Origin of the sequence: Kiloniella litopenaei, assembly GCF_000982415.1 — a bacterium.
Lineage (GTDB): Bacteria > Pseudomonadota > Alphaproteobacteria > Kiloniellales > Kiloniellaceae > Kiloniella > Kiloniella litopenaei.
Genome location: NZ_LANI01000018.1, coordinates 59,133 through 78,967 on the forward strand (window position 1 = coordinate 59,133; position 19,835 = coordinate 78,967).

The 19,835-nt window shown below is 45.3% G+C and carries 18 protein-coding genes; 12 read left to right on the plus strand and 6 right to left on the minus strand.

What is annotated here, in order from left to right:
* The first annotated feature begins 89 nt into the window (after positions 1 to 89).
* The 8 genes from WH95_RS12090 (at position 90) to WH95_RS12125 (ending at position 7,979) form a co-directional block, all read left to right on the plus strand.
* A complete protein-coding gene (locus WH95_RS12090) occupies positions 90 to 467 on the plus strand; it encodes a flagellar basal body rod C-terminal domain-containing protein (RefSeq protein WP_157845953.1) in 378 nt (125 codons plus the stop codon).
* A gap of 214 nt (positions 468 to 681) precedes the next feature.
* Positions 682 to 1,026, plus strand: coding sequence for a PilZ domain-containing protein (locus tag WH95_RS12095; protein WP_046507510.1), 345 nt, complete (start codon positions 682 to 684; stop codon positions 1,024 to 1,026).
* A gap of 613 nt (positions 1,027 to 1,639) precedes the next feature.
* Positions 1,640 to 3,220, plus strand: coding sequence for an ABC transporter substrate-binding protein (locus WH95_RS12100; protein ID WP_218044497.1), 1,581 nt, complete (start codon positions 1,640 to 1,642; stop codon positions 3,218 to 3,220).
* 81 nt (positions 3,221 to 3,301) lie between these two features.
* The gene (locus tag WH95_RS12105; RefSeq protein ID WP_046507513.1) at positions 3,302 to 4,318 is read left to right on the plus strand and encodes an ABC transporter permease subunit; all 1,017 of its coding nucleotides are present in this window, start codon (positions 3,302 to 3,304) and stop codon (positions 4,316 to 4,318) included.
* Positions 4,319 to 4,320: 2 nt separating this feature from the next.
* On the plus strand, positions 4,321 to 5,241 hold the full coding sequence (locus WH95_RS12110; protein WP_046507515.1) for an ABC transporter permease subunit: 921 nt from the start codon (positions 4,321 to 4,323) through the stop codon (positions 5,239 to 5,241).
* A gap of 4 nt (positions 5,242 to 5,245) precedes the next feature.
* Entirely contained in the window at positions 5,246 to 6,244 is a 999-nt protein-coding gene (locus WH95_RS12115) for an ABC transporter ATP-binding protein (protein WP_046507517.1), read from the plus strand.
* A complete protein-coding gene (locus tag WH95_RS12120; RefSeq protein ID WP_046507520.1) occupies positions 6,244 to 7,224 on the plus strand; it encodes a peptide ABC transporter ATP-binding protein in 981 nt (326 codons plus the stop codon). The genes WH95_RS12115 and WH95_RS12120 overlap by 1 nt, the downstream gene beginning before the upstream one ends.
* A 158-nt stretch (positions 7,225 to 7,382) precedes the next feature.
* Positions 7,383 to 7,979 carry a PAS domain-containing protein gene (locus WH95_RS12125; RefSeq protein WP_046507523.1) on the plus strand — a complete coding sequence of 199 codons (597 nt, stop codon included), beginning with the start codon at positions 7,383 to 7,385 and terminating at the stop codon, positions 7,977 to 7,979.
* 19 nt (positions 7,980 to 7,998) lie between these two features.
* Here WH95_RS12125 and WH95_RS12130 read toward each other — a convergent pair whose 3' ends face one another.
* The 5 genes from WH95_RS12130 to WH95_RS12150 are packed head-to-tail and all read right to left on the minus strand — an operon-like array spanning position 7,999 to position 13,127.
* Positions 7,999 to 9,105, minus strand: a complete 1,107-nt coding sequence (locus tag WH95_RS12130; RefSeq protein WP_046507526.1) for an ABC transporter ATP-binding protein — start codon at positions 9,103 to 9,105, stop codon at positions 7,999 to 8,001.
* Positions 9,102 to 10,136, minus strand: a complete 1,035-nt coding sequence (locus WH95_RS12135; RefSeq protein ID WP_046507529.1) for a carbohydrate kinase family protein — start codon at positions 10,134 to 10,136, stop codon at positions 9,102 to 9,104. Before WH95_RS12135 ends, WH95_RS12130 begins: the two co-directional genes overlap by 4 nt.
* Entirely contained in the window at positions 10,133 to 10,984 is an 852-nt protein-coding gene (locus WH95_RS12140) for a carbohydrate ABC transporter permease (protein ID WP_046507533.1), read from the minus strand. Before WH95_RS12140 ends, WH95_RS12135 begins: the two co-directional genes overlap by 4 nt.
* Positions 10,981 to 11,868, minus strand: coding sequence for a carbohydrate ABC transporter permease (locus tag WH95_RS12145; protein WP_046507536.1), 888 nt, complete (start codon positions 11,866 to 11,868; stop codon positions 10,981 to 10,983). Before WH95_RS12145 ends, WH95_RS12140 begins: the two co-directional genes overlap by 4 nt.
* A 14-nt stretch (positions 11,869 to 11,882) precedes the next feature.
* Complete coding sequence (locus WH95_RS12150) at positions 11,883 to 13,127, minus strand: extracellular solute-binding protein (protein ID WP_046507539.1); 1,245 nt, start codon at positions 13,125 to 13,127, stop codon at positions 11,883 to 11,885.
* 141 nt (positions 13,128 to 13,268) lie between these two features.
* Here WH95_RS12150 and WH95_RS12155 point away from each other — a divergent pair, with 141 nt between their 5' ends.
* Positions 13,269 to 14,504 (plus strand): ROK family transcriptional regulator, encoded by a 1,236-nt coding sequence (locus tag WH95_RS12155; protein ID WP_046507543.1) that lies wholly within the window; start codon positions 13,269 to 13,271, stop codon positions 14,502 to 14,504.
* 37 nt (positions 14,505 to 14,541) lie between these two features.
* On the opposite strand, the gene WH95_RS20645 is transcribed toward WH95_RS12155, so the two are convergent.
* Complete coding sequence (locus WH95_RS20645) at positions 14,542 to 15,459, minus strand: LysR family transcriptional regulator (RefSeq protein WP_052741993.1); 918 nt, start codon at positions 15,457 to 15,459, stop codon at positions 14,542 to 14,544.
* A gap of 277 nt (positions 15,460 to 15,736) precedes the next feature.
* Here WH95_RS20645 and argE point away from each other — a divergent pair, with 277 nt between their 5' ends.
* The 3 genes from argE to WH95_RS12175 all read left to right on the plus strand — a co-directional run bounded on the left by argE (position 15,737) and on the right by WH95_RS12175 (position 19,797).
* Positions 15,737 to 16,900 carry an acetylornithine deacetylase gene (argE, locus tag WH95_RS12165; protein ID WP_082114127.1) on the plus strand — a complete coding sequence of 388 codons (1,164 nt, stop codon included), beginning with the start codon at positions 15,737 to 15,739 and terminating at the stop codon, positions 16,898 to 16,900.
* 64 nt (positions 16,901 to 16,964) lie between these two features.
* Positions 16,965 to 18,137 (plus strand): M20 aminoacylase family protein, encoded by a 1,173-nt coding sequence (locus WH95_RS12170; protein WP_046507548.1) that lies wholly within the window; start codon positions 16,965 to 16,967, stop codon positions 18,135 to 18,137.
* Positions 18,138 to 18,201: 64 nt separating this feature from the next.
* The gene (locus WH95_RS12175; protein ID WP_046507551.1) at positions 18,202 to 19,797 is read left to right on the plus strand and encodes an ABC transporter substrate-binding protein; all 1,596 of its coding nucleotides are present in this window, start codon (positions 18,202 to 18,204) and stop codon (positions 19,795 to 19,797) included.
* The last annotated feature ends 38 nt before the right edge of the window (positions 19,798 to 19,835 follow it).

The following is a 19,835-nucleotide window of genomic DNA, read 5'->3' on the forward strand; positions in this document are numbered from 1 at the left end:
TTACGTCTAGTATAGGTGGGATTTATCTAAAATACCCGAAATTGAAATGGTGACTGGTTTGGGGTATCATGGGACAAAGGATTGATTATATGGACTACTCTATACCTCTATCGGGTTTACAGTATCAGGCACATCGTATGTCTGTATCTGCAAATAATACCGTCAACGCGGGATCACTTGATTCATCGCGATTGCCAGAGCGTGTCCCCTTTGCGCCAAGTCGGTTGGATGCTGTTAGCCGTGAACCGGGTGTTTCGGGAAATTTACAGCAACTAGGTCCCAATGCCCCCTTGTCAGAACCTGGTCAGAGTGCTGGGTTTGTAGAAGTATTTTCTGCAACAGGTGTGAATATTGAAAGAGAATTAGTAGATCAAAAACTTGCGTCTATTGCATACAAAGCAAATGCTACCGTGATAAAAACATTTTCCGAGCTAGATGAAACACTTCTTGATACAATTAAAGAATAGTCTTTTATCGTATTTATCTTTTATCTTAACCATAAAAATATCAGCATTTGTCAGTTGTTAGCCAGATAAGTGGTTTTTTGTTGCAGATTTGATTAAATTTTATTTATAATTTAGTAAGTTTTATTCGCCATTCTTTGTTTTAGTTGCCAAGTATATATTCTTTAAATCGAAGTATGTGCTTTCTTTTTTGTTCTCTGTATGAGTGCTCTGAAATATGTCAAAAGAATATGATAATATGAAAGATGACCGGATAAGTGATGATAAACGTCGCTTTCAACGGGTGTCTGTGCTTTGGTCTGGAGAGTATGCAGATGATCGGGGGGCTGGGCAGAAGTGTGTAATCTTTGATGTGTCTGTAAATGGTGTTCGCGCAAAGTTTGATCAAGCACTGGCGATTGGAACACAATTTGTTCTGGAAATCGCTGGTGGAGTTCAGCTGTTGACAGAAGTTGTATGGGCAAAGGGAAAAACTGTCGGGCTTCGTTTTAATGATAGCCCTGATAAGATGGCAAGCATCATGGCGGGTGTCTTGCCGAGCAAATGTTTGGAATTTGCATAAGCAGATATACACTGGTCAGTGCTTTGTTTGGCTAGGGCTTATATTATTGATAGATTAATGCTTCAGGTGTTGCGTTTTTTTGCAACACCTTTTTATTTGATTTTACTGTCTTTAATTGGGGCAAGTATCGGCCTGTAAAAATTAACAGATAAAATTAACAAGTGTAATAACAGGTGAAGATCGCAAATTGATTGTGATTTGTGATCAAACGAATCTCAACAGGGCTCATCTTTGAGTTGTTTAGAGGGGTAGGACATGAGCTTAATGCTATTACTTCGCCTGAAAACAGATGAAATTTTATTGCTTTTTTTTGTTGATTAGTGTTTTATTATATTCGTTGTCAACGATCTATTCGAAATGTGTTTTGGAGTTATCTATTTGATATTAGATGGATAATTTTCCTTTGTTTATGTGTGTTTCATGCTCTTAGTGTAGTCTGTATTTTGTATACAATTTTACTGTGCTGCTTAACTGTAAATTGACTATGCAACTCCAGATGGATAGCTTAAAACCATCCTTATTAGATTAGGTAGAAGAACACTAATTAATAAAAGAAGCGCATTCCGCGCTTATTTGCGACATTTGGGAGGATATCGTGATTAAAAAAGGACTTATGGCTACTGCGGCTCTCGCAAGTATGCTTACGATGGGTGCTGTATCAGCAGAAGCAAAAACGTTTGTTTATTGCTCTGAAGGTAGCCCAGAAGGTTTCACACCAGCGCTTTACACATCAGGTACTTCATTTGATGCCAGCTCTCGTAACATCTACAACCGTCTTGTAGAGTTCGAAAGAGGTTCAACCATCATGCAACCAGGTTTGGCTGAATCCTGGGAAGTTTCAGAAGATGGTCTTTCATACACCTTCAAACTACGTCCAGGTGTAAAGTTCCACACAACAAAATACTTTACGCCATCGCGTGAATTGAATGCTGATGATGTACTTTTCAGCTTTAACCGTCAGTGGAAAGCCGATCATCCTTACCATAAAGTTTCTGGTGGTACGTACGAGTATTTCTCTGGTTACGTAAGTTTCCCGGACATTCTGGAAACAATTGAGAAAGTTGACGATCTTACTGTCAAATTTACTCTACAGAAGCCAGATGCTGCTTTCATTTCAAAAATCGCGATTGATTTTGCTTCTATTCACTCTGCTGAATACGCTCAGCAAATGATGGACGCAGGTACGCCTGAGAAGTTTGACCAAGAGCCAATCGGCACAGGTCCTTTCCAGTTCGTATCTTATCAGAAAGATGCTTTCATCCGCTATCAGGCGAATGAAGACTACTGGTCAGGTCGTACGCCGCTAGATAAGCTCGTTTTTGCGATTACGCCTGACGCACAGGTTGCGTATCAGAAGCTTGCTGCTGGCGAATGCCATCTTGTTCCTTATCCAAACCAGGCTGATCTTGCTGCAATCGAAGCAAACAAAGATCTGACTGTGGATAGTCAGGAAGGTATGAACGTTGGTTATCTTGCGTTCAACACCGAGAAAAAACCATTTGATGACAAGCGTGTTCGTCAGGCTCTTAACTATGCCATGAACAAAGAGTCTATCATCAAAGCTGTTTTCCAAGGCGCTGGTAATGCGGCTAAAAACCCGCTTCCACCAACACTTTGGGGCTATAATGAAGAGATTCAGGATTATCCTTATGATCCTGCAAAAGCGAAAGCTCTGTTGGCTGAAGCTGGTGTAACAAACCTAAGCACAAACATCTGGGCGATGCCTGTGAAACGTCCTTACAACCCGAATGCTCGTCGTATGGCTGAGCTTATTCAGGCTGACTGGGCGAATGTTGGTGTGAATGCCGAGATCGTTTCCATGGAATGGGGTGAGTACCTTTCCCGTTCACAGAAAGGCGATCACGATACTGTCCTGTTAGGTTGGACTGCGGATTATCCGGATCCGGATAACTTCCTGTCACTTCTGAACTGTGCATCTGCAAAATCCGGTGGTAACCGCGCGCGCTGGTGTCACAAAGAATTTGACGATCTTTTCCAGGAAGCTGTGAAAGTATCCGACCCAGACAAGCGTACTCAACTTTATGAGCAGGCTCAGGCTGTCTTCAAAGAAGAAGCTCCTTGGGTAACTGTTGCTCACTCTGTTGTTCACAAAGCTATGAGCAACAAAGTTGTTGATTTCCGTATTGATCCACTTGGTGGTCATGTATTCTACGGCGTTGATTTAGAAGAATAAGAAAAAAATCTTATAACTAAATATGAAACGGGGGGGGTGTAAACCCTCCCCGCTTTTCTTATAAGCGAAGTCAGGATCGCGATGTTACGCTTTATTCTTTCAAAGTTGGGTGTCCTTATCCCAACGTTTCTTGGTGTTACTCTGATTGCTTTCAGTTTCATCAGGATGTTACCGGGTGACCCAATCGAGCTGCTAGCTGGTGAACGTGGTGTTTCTGCTGAACGGCATGCCCAGCTTATGGCAGATCTGGGGTTTGATCGCCCGATTTGGGAACAGTATTTTTCATTCCTTTGGGGAATTCTACAAGGGGATTTCGGTGTCTCCTTTACCAGTCGTACGCCAGTTTTAGAAGAGTTCCTGACGCGGTTCCCCGCAACGGTCGAGCTCGCTGGGTGCGCAATAATTTTTGCAGCTTTGATTGGCTTACCTGCCGGAATCATTGCTGCGGTTAAACGCGGTTCAGCGTTTGATCATACCTTGATGGGGATTTCCCTGACCGGGTATTCCATGCCTATCTTCTGGTGGGGACTTCTTTTGATTATCCTGTTCTCCAGCCCGGATATGTTGGGGTGGACACCGGTATCAGGTCGTTTGTCCGCACTGTTCTGGATCGATCAAGACACTGGCTTTATGCTTATAGATGCTTTTGTCAGTGACGAAAAAGGTGCCTTTAAGTCAGCGGTCTCACACCTTATCTTGCCGACAATTGTTCTTGGTACCATACCGATGGCTATTATCGCGCGACAGACACGTTCTGCTATGCTGGAAGTTCTTGGTGAAGACTATGTGCGTACGGCAAGAGCCAAGGGGCTTTCGCCAATGCGGATTGTTGGGGTTCACGCACTCCGGAACGCATTGATCACTGTTATAACGGTAATTGGTCTTCAGGTTGGGGTCCTTTTGGCCGGTGCTATTCTGACAGAAACAATTTTCTCTTGGCCTGGAATTGGTAAGTGGATGATTGATTCTATCTCTCGACGCGATTATTTCGCTGTCCAAGGTGGTATCGTCCTGATTGCTTCGATTGTCATGATGGTGAACCTGTTGGTTGACTTCATGTATGGTCTGATCAATCCAAGAATTCTGCATCGGAGGTAATGATGAGCCAAGTTCAAAATACAGCCGAACAGTCTTCGGCACCTGAACAGATCAGTCCTCTGCGTCAACAGTTCAGAGAGTTCTGGTTTTATTTTTCGGAAAACAAGGGCGCCGTTGTCGGCCTGTTTTTCTTCCTTTTTATCGTGTTTATTGCTCTTTTTGCTGATGTGATAGCACCACATTCGCCAGACCAACAAAACCGAGACTTCATCTTGATTCCGCCGTTTTGGCAGGATGGAGGCAATATCCAGTTCCTGTTGGGGACCGATGCTGTTGGTCGTGATCTTTTGTCGCGCCTTATGCATGGATCACGCTTCTCGTTGTTTGCCGGATGTATTGTGATTGTTATCAGTCTTACATTTGGGGTTTTGCTTGGCCTGTCAGCTGGATATTTCAGAGGCTTCTACGAAGTTATCGTGATGCGGGTTATGGATGTTATTCTATCCATCCCAAGTTTGCTGATGGCCTTGGTTCTTGTCGCGATGCTTGGCCCTGGACTACGGAATGCGATGATCGCGATTTCTATTACCTATCTGCCGCATTATGTTCGCCTTGCACGAGCATCTGCTGTTGCCGAGTCTGCCAGAGATTATGTGACGGCGAGTAAAGTTGCGGGTGCGGGTACGATGAGATTGATGCTGGTGACAATCTTGCCAAACTGTATGGCACCATTGATTGTTCAGGCTTCGTTGAGTTTTTCAACTGCGATCCTCGATACTGCTGCGCTTGGCTTCCTTGGTATGGGGGCACAGCCACCAGCTTCAGAGTGGGGTACTATGTTGGCCGAAGCGCGTGAGTTTATTCTGAGTGCTTGGTGGGTTGTTACCTTCCCTGGTATTGCCATTCTCTTGACCGTGCTGGCTATTAACCTGATGGGTGATGGTCTGCGTGATGCCCTTGATCCCAAGATGAAGAGGTCTTGATCCCATGAGCTTATTGGATATTAAAAATCTCTCTGTCGAGTTCCAGACGGCGCATGGTTTGTTCCGTGCTGTAGATGGCGTGAACCTTGAAATTGATCAGGGGGAAATGGTCGCGATTGTTGGAGAATCCGGATCGGGTAAATCCGTTTCCATGTTGGCCTTGATGGGCTTGCTTCCTTGGACGGCAAATATCACCGCAGATCGCATGCTCTTTGATGGTATTGATCTGTTGTCAATTTCGAAAAAAGAGCGTCGCCAAATCATTGGTAAAGATATTTCCATGATTTTTCAGGAGCCAATGACCAGTCTCAACCCTTGCTTTACCGTTGGTTATCAGATCATGGAAGTGATCAAAGAGCATTTGGGTGGCACCAAGAAAGAGTTGGAAAAAAGAGCGATTGAGCTTTTGGGAATGGTTGGTATTCCCGCACCGGAAACAAGATTGCGTGCTTTCCCGCATCAAATGTCTGGCGGTATGAACCAGCGTGTGATGATTGCAATGATGATTGCCTGTAATCCGCGTTTGTTGATTGCTGATGAGCCAACTACGGCTCTGGATGTAACAATTCAGGCACAAATTCTTGAGCTTCTTGGTGAGCTACAGAAAGAGCAAGGCATGGCCTTGGTCCTTATTACCCATGATATGGGCGTTGTTGCTGAAACTGCCGAAGTTGTGAACGTTCAATACGCAGGTCAACAGGTCGAGCGTCAGGATGTTGTCGGGTTGTTTGACAAGCCGCAGCACCCTTATACCCATGCTTTGCTTAATGCTTTGCCTGAACGTGCGACCAGTAAGCGTCTTCCTTCAATTCCCGGGGTTGTGCCGGGGTTATTGGATAGACCAACAGGGTGCCTTTTTAATCCACGTTGTCAGTTTGCAACTGATAAATGCAGAAAAGAAGCACCGGATCATGCCAACAAGGTTTTGTGTCATTATCCTTTGGTTGACGGTAAGCCAACAAACAATCATCCCGGTGTCTCTGTTTCAGGGGGAGCTGCATAATGGGTGCTGAAACTGTATTAAAAGCCGATAACCTAAAGCGTTATTATGATGTTAAGGGCGGCATGTTCTCTAAGGGCGGTACCGTCAAAGCGCTAGATGGGGCAACCTTTCAGCTGGAAGCTGGTAAAACCCTGGCCGTCGTTGGTGAATCAGGATGCGGTAAATCTACGCTTGCGCGCCTTGTTACGTTGATTGAAAAACCAACAGAGGGTGAGCTGATCCTTGGTGGAATGGACATTGCTTCGGCGCATAGTAAGGAAGATATGATTACACTGCGCCAAATGGTGCAGATTGTTTTCCAGGACCCTTACGGTTCTTTGAACCCGCGTCAGAAAATCAGTGATATTCTGGCGGAACCACTGAAGATCAATACAAAGATGTCTGCTTCAGAAAGGCGCGAAGCCGTTCTTTCTATGATGTCTCGTGTTGGTCTTCGTCCGGAGCAGGCTGATCGCTATCCACATATGTTCTCTGGCGGTCAGAGACAGCGTATTGCTGTGGCTCGTGCCCTGATGCTGCGTCCCAAAATTGTTATTCTGGATGAACCTGTTTCTGCGTTGGATGTGTCTATTCAGGCACAGGTATTAAACTTGTTGACTGATCTGCAAGAAGAAATGGATCTTGCTTATCTTTTCATTTCGCATGATTTATCAGTTGTAAAACACATCGCGGATGACGTTCTGGTGATGTATCTTGGTCAGCCAGTGGAACATGGAACACGGGATGAAATTTTTAGTAATCCACAGCATCCCTATACACGCGCATTACTGTCCGCGACGCCTGTTGCAGATCCTAACAGAAAGAAAGAGCGTATTAAGTTGGTTGGGGAGCTTCCGTCTCCGTTAAACCCACCGTCTGGTTGTTCTTTCCACCCGCGTTGTCCACTTGCCAATGATCGTTGCAAGGCTGAACGACCGGTTCTCTCTCCAACCAGTAGTGCGCAGGTATCATGCCATGCTGTTGAAGAAGGGCGAAGTTAGGCTAACTCTTCTGGATTTCAAGAATGCGCCCAAAGATATTTGGGCGCATTTTTTTGTTGGAATTAGTTATTGATTCTAAGGCGTTATTTTAAATTTCGTTTAAACGACACTTCTCTTGTGTTAAGACTGTTCCACGCAAAGTTTGTTCGGGGGAAAGTGTGCAATTTGAAGAGACGAGTTTTTCCACAGAAGCTTTATGGGATCGTGCAACGGAAGTTGTGCGGGAAGACTATTGTGAATTGGATCTACTACTTCGAAAGCTTGGCAGCCCGAAGCCGACTATCGGTTGGAACCCCGCTATGGAAAGCCTTCCCGGGGATCAGCTGAAGTATTTTCTTGATTGGTGGGATAAAGCCAGAGGGGCTGACTTCGCTGCTTCTCCGGATGCTGTAGATCCAATGGAGTTGCGTTCGATTTTAGGGCATTTGGCGGTTTTGGATGTTCTGGATGGTGGTGAGAATTTTCGATACCGCCTCTATGGATCTGCGATAATGAATGAACCGGGAAAAGATCTGACAGGGCTTCTTCTTTCTGATATATGGACCCCGCTGAGAGCGTTTTTCACGATAAGTTATCGCGCAGTTGTTCTACGCAAAGAACCACTTTATACCCAACATGAGCCACATCACTCCTTAAAGATGCAAATCTGGGATCGGTTGATTCTTCCGCTTAGTAATGGGGACGAAGTCGAACGTATAATAGTGGCAATTGTTCCCAGCAAAACAAAACCATCGTACAAAAAAGATTATTTGTAATTATTTGATATATAAAAGTTTAGTTAACTCTATTGCCTGATTCGCAAAAGATATGGTGATGTTCAGGTGAGACGGTGAAGCGGATACTTTCGCCGGGTGTTGCTTGGATCATTCCATTAAGTCTTGCGACAGCCTGTTGATTCGCTTCTGAATTGAAATAGATATAGGTATCCGAGCCAAGTTGCTCAACGCTTGTGATTGTGCCCCTTATTTCTCCTGTGACCCCTTTTTCTCCTGCGTTTAGGGGAACCAAATGTTCCGGACGGATGCCGATTTGTAGTTTTTTTCCTGTTTGCATTGCCTCAGGCTTCAAATTACTGGCTTTGGTTTCTATGTAGTTATCTGTTCCGGTAATCTGAATGGATGTGGTTTGTGATTTTTGTTCGGGCACTGATGCCGGAAAAATATTCATTTTTGGCGACCCGATGAATTCTGCCACGAAGGTATTTACCGGGGTTTGATACAGCTCTAACGGGGCACCTGTTTGTACAATTTCGCCATTGTTCAAAATGACAATCCGGTCTGCAAGTGTCATCGCTTCAACTTGATCATGTGTAACGTAGATCATGGTTGCTGCTAACTGTTTGTGTAGCTTGGCGAGCTCTATTCGCATTTCCAATCGTAAGGCAGCGTCAAGATTGGAGAGTGGCTCATCCAAAAGAATAACCTTTGGGTCTCTTGCGAGGGAGCGTCCTATTGCGACACGTTGGCGTTGACCCCCTGAAATTTGACCTGGTTTTCGATCAAGAAGATGTTCCAGTTTCAGAATAGAGGCAATTTCCTGTACTTTTTTGTGAATTGTCTCTTTTGGCAGTTTTCCCAACCGTAAAGGAAAGCCAATATTTTCTGCGAGTGTCATGTGAGGATAGAGAGCATAAGATTGAAACACCATGGCGATATCCCGTTCAGATGCGGGCAACTGATCTGCCCGTCGGTCCCCGATCCTGAATTCCCCTGAACTGATATCCTCTAAACCGGCGATCATACGTAATAATGTGGACTTACCGCACCCTGATGGGCCGACAAAGACGACAAATTCGCCTGGCTTGATATTCAGGTTTATATTTTGGATAACGCGGATATCACCAAAACTTTTATTGATATTTTTAAGTGATAGTGCGGTCATCGTGCCTGCGTCCTTTTATGGCTAATTTTGGGATCTGTTGTTGGGGCGGAATAGTTGGAGAGGCCGACATCCTGGTGATTGGGATAGCGACGGGGATGAGATGCTATGGCATAACTTGCGGTATCTATCGCTATTTTTAGACAGGTTTCAATCGGTTGTGATCTTGCATAAGCAGCAAGAAAGCCCGCGTTAAAAGAGTCTCCTGCACCAACCGTATCCCTTACGACTGTTTTCTTTGATTTAAGTATCAGGGGGGATGAACTTTTTCTGTCCACTCTTGCGCCTTCTTCGCCAAGTTTTGTTACAAACAATGCGTTGTGGGGCATGCTTCTTAAAACAGATTGATAGTCAAGAGAGTGAGCGTCGAGCTTGTTGGATGGTTGTTGCGATAAGAGTCCAGTTGCTTCGGCTTCATTAAACAAAGCGATGTCAGTGTAGGGAAGCCAGCTTAATACTTCATCACGTGTGTGTGCGGTCCAACCATTTGTCGGCCATGCGGTATCCAGGGCGATTATGCCGCCCTTTGATTTCACGAACTTGAATATTTCGGTCAGGGCTGGACGAATTGTTGGCATCAACGATGTTCCGACAAACAGGACAATTACATTGTCGAGTTTCATTCCGGCCAATTTGTTGTGTAATTCCAGCGGTTGGAATTGTGCTACGTGTCCGGGGGTACTGAAAAAAGTCCGTTCTCCGTCGGGGTGGGTAATACCGACGGTAAGTGCTGTATCAACGCTATCAATAATCCAGTCATCAGACAGATCTGGATATTGTTGTCTAAGCCAGTTCCCAAAAAGATCATTTCCGATATTAACGACCATACGCTGTTTGATTCCCAGGGCACTCAGGGCTTTCGCTGTTATGCCTGCGCCACCTCCTTCACGAAGATTTGCATCGGGCAGAATAACTTCTGTTCCGGGTGTTGGCCAAGGGGCTTGCGGCCCCATGATTAAATCAACATTCACAGTTCCAACGGTGATGATTTCTGGGTTTTCAAGGTTCTTTTTGGGGTTGGGTGCTTCAATCATCCCTTAACGCTCCCACTCATTAGCCCGGATACGAGCGATTTTTGTAAAAAGTAAGCCATAGAAACAGGGGGAATAGTTGCCAGAATGCCTGCGGCTGATATCAGGCCGTAATCCGCAACTCGACCTGCCGCAAAGTCAGCAATGGCAACGGGGAGGGTTTTTGCCCTGATATCGTTCGTGAACAGCAAAGCGTAAAAGAATTCGTCCCAAGCCATTAGAACGGCCATTAATGCCGCTGCACCCAAGGCTGGCTTTGCAATAGGGAGGGTTATGTGCCAAATGATCTGAAGACGGTTTGCGCCATCAATTAAGGGGGCTTCATCAAGATCAATCGGAATGGCGTCAAAGTTACTTTTTAACAGCCAGGTCGTAAAGGGGACGAGCACTCCACAATATACAGCAATCAAGGCGATGTGGGTGTTTAAAAGGCCGAGGCTTGCCATGGCAGAGTAAAGCGGTAATACCAAGGCAACTGGGGGCATCATGAAGGTCGCTATTGCTATAAAAAGAAGGCTTTTTCTACGCGTTCCGGGAAGGCGAGACAGGCTATAAGCTGCTGGTATTGCAACGCTAAGCGATAAAACAGTGGCAGATATCGCAACGATCAAGCTGTTCCTGAGTGCATAAAGAAAAGATTCTGCGCTGGCGCTATCAAAATCACCTATCAAGCTGGTGTAATTTTCAAATGATATATTCTCTGGTATCCACGCCAGAGGTAACGTCGTGAGGTCTTTTGTCGAACTGATACTCATTATAAATAGCCATAGAACAGGGCAGAGAAGAACCAGTCCCAACAATATAGCGGCGCTATATACAATAGCTGTTTGGGTTTTACTTCGCTTGATCATGCTGTATCCCCCTGTTTTTTTATAAGCCATAAATAGGTGGCGATCAGTAGCGCGCTGATTAGGACGACGATAAGGGCATATGAGGCGCCAGAGCCAATGCGCATATAGGCAAAAGCCTCTTGATAAACGTGGAAGCTAACAGTTTTAGTACTGTTTGCCGGACCACCACGTGTCATAACGTAAATAATATCAAAAACTTTGAATGCTTCGATCGTCCGAAGGACAAGCGCGACACTGACCGGTGCGATTATTGCTGGGAAAACAACAGTCCAGAAGCGTTGCCAAGCATTTGCCCCGTCGAGGGTTGCTGCTTCGATTAAGTCCTTTGAAATCGTTTGCAGGGCGGCGAGAGTTATAAGTGCGACCAAAGGAAAGTTTTTCCATATATCCGCAATTGCGACCATCCATAATGCCAAATCTGGATCTCCGAGCCAGCTTTGATATTCTGCTAATAGTCCTATTTGCGTCAAAAGAGCGTTTAGTGCCCCAAAGTCAGGACCATAAATCAGGCGCCACATCATGGCATTGACCACTGTGGGAAGAGCAAGCGGCAGAATCAAAAGGGCGCGTAAAAGTGTTCTGCCTTTGAATGCCTGATTCAAAAGCAGGGCAACCAAAACACCAATGATTATCTCTGCGGAAACAGAAACGGAGACAAAATAGGCCGTATTTTCGATTGAATCCAAAAATTTAGAATTACCAAGTGCCTTAAGGTAATTTTTAAAACCAACCCAACAGTCTGTCGTAGCTGGTGACGCAAGATGAGCTGCTGTAAAGCTGTAATAGACGGTTTTGATCAGGGGGTATCCCACGACCCCGATGATGATTGTCATCATCGGGGTCAGCAGGAGCCACGCAGTTGTGGCTTTGGAAAAACGCACCATTGATTTTTGCTACTCTAATCCAGATCAGCAGCAACATCAGCAGCTTCGTTTAGTGCGTCTGCTGGTTCTTTTGAGCCTAACAGAGCTTCTTGGATCGCTACTTGTAGGGCAGAAGACATTTCCTGATATGATGCCTTGGTCGGGCGAGGATACATCGCCGCCAAACCAACTTTTGCGGCTTTCAGAAGCTCTTCTTGGCCTTTTGTTACCGCAGGGTTGTCATAAGATGACTTCCAGACAGGCAAACTTAATTTTGCGAAGTTTTCCTGTACAGGTTTAGAGGACAAATGCTGAATGTATTTCCAAGCAAGATCTTTATGCTTGCTCTTGGATGTGATTCCCAAGCCCATAGAGCCATTTACGGCTGATGCCGAGCTAATACCTTCTACACCCGGAGCAGGGGCAATGCCAACATGACCGGCTACGGATGATTCTTTCGGATCGTTTGCCAGGTTATACATATAGGTCCAGTTAACTGCGAAAGCAGCTTGCCCGCTGGAGAATGTCCGGCGTACGTCTTCTTCGGAATATTCGCGTGAATTTGGATTGGTCAAGCCAAGTTTGATTGTATCAACCATGTATTCCAATGCTTTGAGACCGCCCCCTTGTTGGAAAACTGGTTTGCCATCGGCGTCCAGAAATTCGCCCCCCATTGCAGAGAGGAAGGTAGCGTAATCACAGATGACGGCTTCTGACTGCGACCAGCTCCAGACCAATGGGTAATCAACGATGCCTTTATCTTTGATAACTTTTGCCTGTGTTGTCAGTTCGGACCAGGTAACGGGTGGTTTTGAAATACCTGCTTCTTTTAACATTTTTTCATTATAAAAAAGGTACTTGGTATCAACGATCCAAGGCATACCATAATACTTTCCACCGTACTCAACAGTGGTCCAAGCACCGTCGAGAATTTCTTCTTTTGTGGCTTCGTTGATTTTGTCGCTGACATCGGTCAGTAAGCCATACTGTGCAAATTCTGCGGGCCAGATGACATCAAAAAGAACAACGTCATAACCCTCTGCCGCATTATGAGAAAGAACGATTTTGTCATGTAAGGCTTCGTAAGGAACAAATTCCATCTTAACATCAACACTTGGGTTGGCCTTTTCAAAGGCCGCAGTCATGGTTTCGATGTCTTGTTCGCTGTAAGCCGCTTGCGCCATGAATAGAGCGCTTAATTGGGTCTTTTCTGCATTGGCGGGTGACGTGGTTACAAGAGCCCCGAGAGCCGCTGCCATGAGTAGTTTACTTTTCTTCATATTAACCTCCCTGTTTTAAGGTTATTGCCACAAATACTGGTTCACAAAAGTTTGTAGTTTTAATTTGTCTGTGGCAGTTTGAGTGGATAGTGTTATTTATTAACTCAATTTGATTTAATTAATCTAACATGGAATTGTTCTATGGCAACGGAAAAAAATAAAAGCGCTGAAAATCATGCGGTTAAGTCGGGCGTTTTGGGCACGAATCTGGAACATGCCAAAGAGCATAATTTAAGGGCTGTCATTGATGCTGTGCGTCGCCATGGAGAGTTGACACGCGCTGAAATAACACGGGCGACGGCTCTTTCCGTTCAGACAATTTCTAACCTGGTTGCCGAGCTAGAGCAGCGTGGTCTGTTGATCGCGGGGGAACCACAGAAAGCAAAGCGGGGACAGCCTGCACGTCCGTATAGGTTGAACTCTCAAGGTGGTTTTTCTGTCGGTATCCAGATGGATCATCAACTTGCCTTGGCTGTTTTGGTGAATTTGGCGGGGGAAGAATGCGCAAAAATTCAGAAAACAGTAGCTCGACCTTCTGCTGATGAAGGTATAGAGATTTTTGCCCATTTGGTCGATGAGGTTATTGAGGCAGGTAAGGTAGAAAAGCAGCGGGTGTTTGGCGTTGGTGTTGCTATTCCAGGTCCTTTTGATGTGAGTGGACCGACCGGGGTTGGCCCTGGGTGGGTGGGGTATCCTCTCGAAGATAATCTGTCGCGACGTATTGGCTTGCCGGTTATTGTGGAAAATGACGCAAATGCAGCAGCCATTGCCGAACGTTTACATGGGGCCGGGAAAAAATTTGATAATTTTGTTTATGTTTTTATCGGGATGGGACTTGGCGCTGGGCTTTTTCTGAATGGGCAAATTTATCACGGGGTTCGTGGGGCCGCAGGTGAAATTGGTCACATCCTTGTCGAGACTGATGGCAAGAGTTGTGAATGTGGGAACAAAGGATGTTTTGAGCGTTATGTTTCTTTACGTGCGGCTTATCACGCACTTGGCGAAGAAGATAATCATCATAGTTCGCCTGAGCATTTAGAAAAGCTGTTCGAAGAAAAAGATCCTGCTTTTATGGGCTGGTTACAGGAAGCCGCAGAAAAGCTCAGAATAGGTATTCTCGCGCTCGAAAGTTCCTTTGATCCAGAGGTCATTTTTATTGGTGGTTTACTGCCTCCAAAGATCGCTCGGGCGCTTGTGGATCTGTTAAACCCTTTGTTGCCTTCGGTTGTAACGCAGCTAAAGCCATTGGAGCAGAGGGTCTTGTTAGGCGTTAGTGCCCCTTCTGCCCCAGCACATGGTGCGGCGAGTGTACCGATCTTTTATGAGTTTAATGCGGAACTGTACAGTCATTCAAAAAAGCCCGTGGGTCGGTCATAAAGTACTCTTTTATGATTTAACTTCAGTGGGGCGCAAGCTATTGGGTAAAAATTTCGGTTAGTTGTTCTGCATTTTCGTATCGTTTGAATTTCTTACTGGCAATTTCCAGTAACTCTCGTATAACCCAGCTGTCTTTTCTATTTTCTTTGTAATAAGCGGAATATTTATAGGAAATAGAAGGTTTAAAAGGGCGAATTTTAACGCCTTTCGCGGCCCAAACTGGTGCAGAGAATGGCTCTAGTACGCCACTGCAAAGCCCTTTGCAAACCAGCGAGTATGCATTTGCTGAATGTTGCGTGCTAAAAGGCGTTTGGGGTGTAATCCGCTTGTAAAGATCCGTATGTTGGTGAAAAGCAAGAACTTCGTCACTATCAAGGGCTATAAGCCTTTCTCCTATCAGGTCTTCTTCGAAAATAACGCTCTTTTCAGCCAAAGGGTGATTAGGGCATAGCGCGCAAATATAATCAACCTTGGCCAAGATAGCTTGTTCGACACCTGGCTGATCCCCCATTTGGTTGCCAAAGGCAATGTCGAGATCTTCGTCCATGATCATATTAAAGTAACTCTTAACGTCTGTTGTATTCAAGGTAATGGAAACCTTTGGATGTCTTGCTGTAAATTCTTCTAGAATTTCTGGAATGATACTTACAGATAAGGCCCCGAGAGAGATAATCCGTATATCCTGTTGTTTATTTCTTGATATGTCTTCAGCAGCATTTTTAAGTTTAGAAAAAGCTTCGAATACTTCATCAAGCTTTCTGTAAAACGCCATGCCTTCCGGTGTGGGAACAACTCGGCCTTTGCGACGGTGAAGAAGCTTGAGTTGTAGGGAGTATTCGAGATCAGCTAGTAAGCGGCTGATTGTTGGTTGTGTGGTTTTCAGACTTTTGGCTGCAGAAGAAATGGTGCCATTTAAAATTGTTGCCCTGAAGGCCTCTAATTGTCTCATACGCATCTTATGCTATCCATTATGCTTTTTTTGTATACCTATATACATCATTATACATTGATTCAATTCCTGGATCGTGGCCTTCTTATCGCTCAATTCTGTTGGGTTACTTGTGTGCGTTAGCTAACAAAGCTGGCGGGTTAATAAAATTTTACCCCTTATAAGTTGTTTGATGTGTATATTGGGTGTTTATTTTTCCGCTTAGTATTTGTGTAGTAATTGGTTGGTGTTTTATTTGCTGCTTTCTTCGTTTTGTTAGGGTGGGTGGCTACAGGAGTTATTTGTGACTAAGTATTATTCAGCTAAAGAAATGCTTGCGAAGCTAGTTTCGTTCGATACTGTGTCACGAAACAGTAATATTCCTCTGATTGAATTTGTTGAGAATTATTTGAATTCCCACGGTGTGGCGTCTCATCGTGTCCAAAACTCAGATGGCACGAAAACCAATCTGTGGGCGACCATTGGTCCTGATACTGATGGTGGCGTTATTCTTTCCGGTCATACAGATGTTGTCCCCGTCGATGGGCAGCCTTGGGATACAGATCCCTTCGAAGTTGTCGAAAAAGAGGGGCTTCTTTATGGTCGAGGAACGGCCGATATGAAGGCTTTCTCTGCGATAGCTTTGTCTTTGGTTCCAGAAATGATTAACGCAAAAATGAAGCGGCCAATTCATCTTGCGCTTTCTTATGACGAAGAAATCGGGTGCTTAGGGGCCCCGTCAATGATTGAAGACATGGCGCCAAAGGTAAAAGCAGAAGCAGTGATCGTTGGTGAGCCGACGATGATGAAGGTTGTGTCCGGGCACAAAGGTGCTTTGGGTCTGACAACCAGAGTGCGAGGCTTTGAGGTTCATTCCAGTCTGGTTCATACAGGTGTATCCGCCGTGCATGTCGCAGCAAAGCTTGTTGTCTGGCATGAACAGAAGATGCTCGAAAACAAGGCTCGAACTGAGAATTTGTCTGAAAATGCTTTGTTTAACCCTCCCTATACCACCCTGCATTGCGGTGTTATTGAAGGGGGGACTGCGCATAACATTACTGCAAAGGACTGCTCTTTTTCTTCTGATTTCAGAACCCTGCCGTCAGAAAACCCCATGGACTATTTAGACGCGTATCGTGCCTATGCCAAGGAACTGGAAGCAGAAATGCAGCGTGTTGCACCTTCGGCAAAGATCGAAATTGACGTTAGGGGGAATGTCCCAGGGTGTCGCCGCGAAGTTGATGGTTCGGCTGAAAGGTTGGTTCGCCAGATTACGGGTGATAATGCTGAGCATGTTGTCTCTTATGGTACTGAAGCAGGTCAATTTCAGGACGGTGGCTATTCGACAATTGTCTGTGGTCCGGGTGATATTGCACAGGCCCATGCGGCAAATGAATACCTTTCTGTTGAACAGCTAAATGCAGGTGTTGATTTTCAACGACGATTGATTGAACGTTTAGCCAGCTAAAGTATGGAAAACGGATTAATAATTTAAATACGTACAGTAGAGATACCGAACTAAGGAATTAACAATGCCGATTATAAACAGGTTTGCAGAACTTCACGATGAAATTACAGGGTGGCGCAGAGAAATCCATTCGAACCCAGAGCTTTTATTCGATGTTGAGGAAACCGCGAGTTTTGTCACTGAAAAGCTGAAAGAGTTTGGTCTCGATGAAGTTGTCACTGGTATTGGCCGTACAGGCGTTGTCGGTATTATCAAAGGGAATCAAACTGGTTCGGGCAAGGTAATCGGCTTGCGGGCTGATATGGATGCTCTACCAATACATGAAGAAACGGGCCTTGATTATGCGTCCAAAGTTGATGGTAAAATGCATGCCTGTGGTCATGACGGACACACCGCAATGCTGTTAGGTGCCGCAAAATACCTAGCTGAAACCAGAAATTTTGATGGCTCTGTTGCCGTGATTTTCCAGCCTGCAGAAGAAGGCGGCGGCGGAGGCCGTGAAATGGTTGATGATGGCATGATGGATCGTTTCGATATTCAGGAAGTGTATGGCCTGCATAATTGGCCGGGTGTACCTGTGGGTAGCTTTGGCACGCGTCCTGGTGCATTGATGGCAGCAACTGACATCTTTACCATTGATATCCAGGCATCTGGCGGGCATGCAGCTAAACCACATGAAACCATTGATCCAATAGTGATTGCCAGCCATATTATTCTGGCGTTACAATCTATCGCTTCTCGTAATGTCGATCCAATTGAATCCGTGGTTGTTTCCGTGACAACATGTAATGCAGGAACTGCATTTAACGTTATTCCAGACACCGCAAGTCTGAACGGTACTGTTCGTACCTTGAGTGAGTCTGTGCGTGATTTGACGGAAAAACGAATTCAGGAAATTGTTGAACATACCGCAAAAGCACATGGTGCGACGGCCGTTCTTGATTACACGCGGAACTATCCCGTGGTGATGAACCACGAAAAAGAAACGGCTTTTGCTGTAGATATTGCATCTGGCATTTCAGGCGAAGACAAAGTGGATACGGATGCAAATCCAACCATGGGCGGCGAAGATTTTGCCTTTATGCTCAATGCACGTCCTGGGTCATTTATTTTCCTGGGCAATGGCGATACAGCACCGGTTCATCATCCGAAATACAACTTTAACGACGAAATAATTCCCATTGGGTGCTCTTATTGGGCTAAGCTGGTTGAAACGGCGATGCCTATAAATCGTTAAGAATAAAAGTTTTAATAAGTAGTGTGGTTCAAACAGATAAAGTTAGTAAAACAGGGAGTATAAAATGACAATTAAATCATTACTCGCGGCGGGTGCATGCGCGCTTGCTCTTGGCGCGGGTTCCGTAAATGCGGAAACCTTTAAGTGGTCGTTCCAGGGCGATGTTCAGTCTCTTGATCCGCATGGGTTGAACGAAACCTTCACGCTGGGTTATTTGGGGAATGTCTATGAAGGCCTTACCTATTATGACAACAATCTGGAACTTAAGCCTGGTTTGGCTGTCAGCTGGGAAAATACAGGTCCTACAACGTGGATTTTCAAGCTACGCGAAGGCGTTAAATTTCACAACGGTAACGATTTCAATGCAGATGATGTGATCTTCTCATGGAAACGTACCCTTACTGACGGCTCTGACATGAAGGGCTATGGCAGTCGTATGAAAGACATCAAGAAAATTGATGACTATACGATTGAAGTTGAAACACCTGCGCCAAACCCAATTCTACCCCGTGAACTCGTGTTCTATTACATGATGGACAAAGAGTGGTCAGAAGCTAATGGTGCGGTTGAAGCTACCAGCCCGAAAGCAGCTGATTCCACAGCAACTTATGCTGCGCAGAATGCTAATGGAACCGGCCCATTCATCTTGGCTGAGCGTCAGCCTGATGTACGTTCCACTTTCAAGCGTTTTGACGGATATTGGAAAGACATCCCAACAAACGTTAAAGAGGTTCACTTCACACCAATTGCTCAGGGTGCAACCCGTGTTGCTGCTCTGATTTCTGGTGAGCTTGATCTGGTTTATCCTGTTCCTGTACAGGATTGGAACCGTCTGGAAGATGCTGATGGTGTGCGTCCTCTGACTGGTCCTGAAGCACGTACGATCTTCTTGGGTATGGATCAGTGGCGTGATGAGTTGCTCTACTCCAACATCAAGGGCAAAAACCCACTGAAAGACAAGCGTGTTCGTGCTGCTATGGCGCATGCAATTGATCTGAACGCAATCGATAAGAAGATTATGCGTGGTGCGGCTGTACCATCTGGTCTTTTGATTGCACCACAGATCAATGGCCATGATACTAAATTTAATAATCCTTATGCGTATGATCCGGAAAAATCCAAAGCGCTTCTTGCTGAAGCTGGTTACCCAGAAGGTTTCGAGCTTGGTATGGACTGCCCGAACAACCGCTATGTAAATGACGAGAAAATCTGTCAGGCTGTTGTTGGTCTTCTTGCGCGTGTTGGTATCAAGGTTGACCTGAATGCTCAGCCAAAGTCCAAGTACTTTGCTAAGGTTAGCCCGCAGAACGGCAATGACACTTCTTTCTATCTGTTGGGTTGGACGCCAAGTTCTATGGATGTTCATAACGTTCTGTATAACCTGATGTCTTCTTTCGATACTGAAAAGAAAACAGGCCAATTCAACTATGGCCGTTATTCCAACCCACGTATTGATGAAATTGCAAGCAACGTTGAAAAAGAAACAGATCAAGCCAAGCGCCAGGAAATGGTCGCAGAAGCTTTCTCTATTCTTAAAGAAGACGTTGGCTATTTGCCACTTCATCAGCAGCCTCTGTCTTGGGGCGTTCGTGATGGTATTGAGCTTTCACAGCGTGCGGATAACGTTCTTGACCTCCGCTATGTTGTGGTTGGTAAGTAACTCTTGAATGAGTTTTAATACAGGGGGCCTCAGTGTAG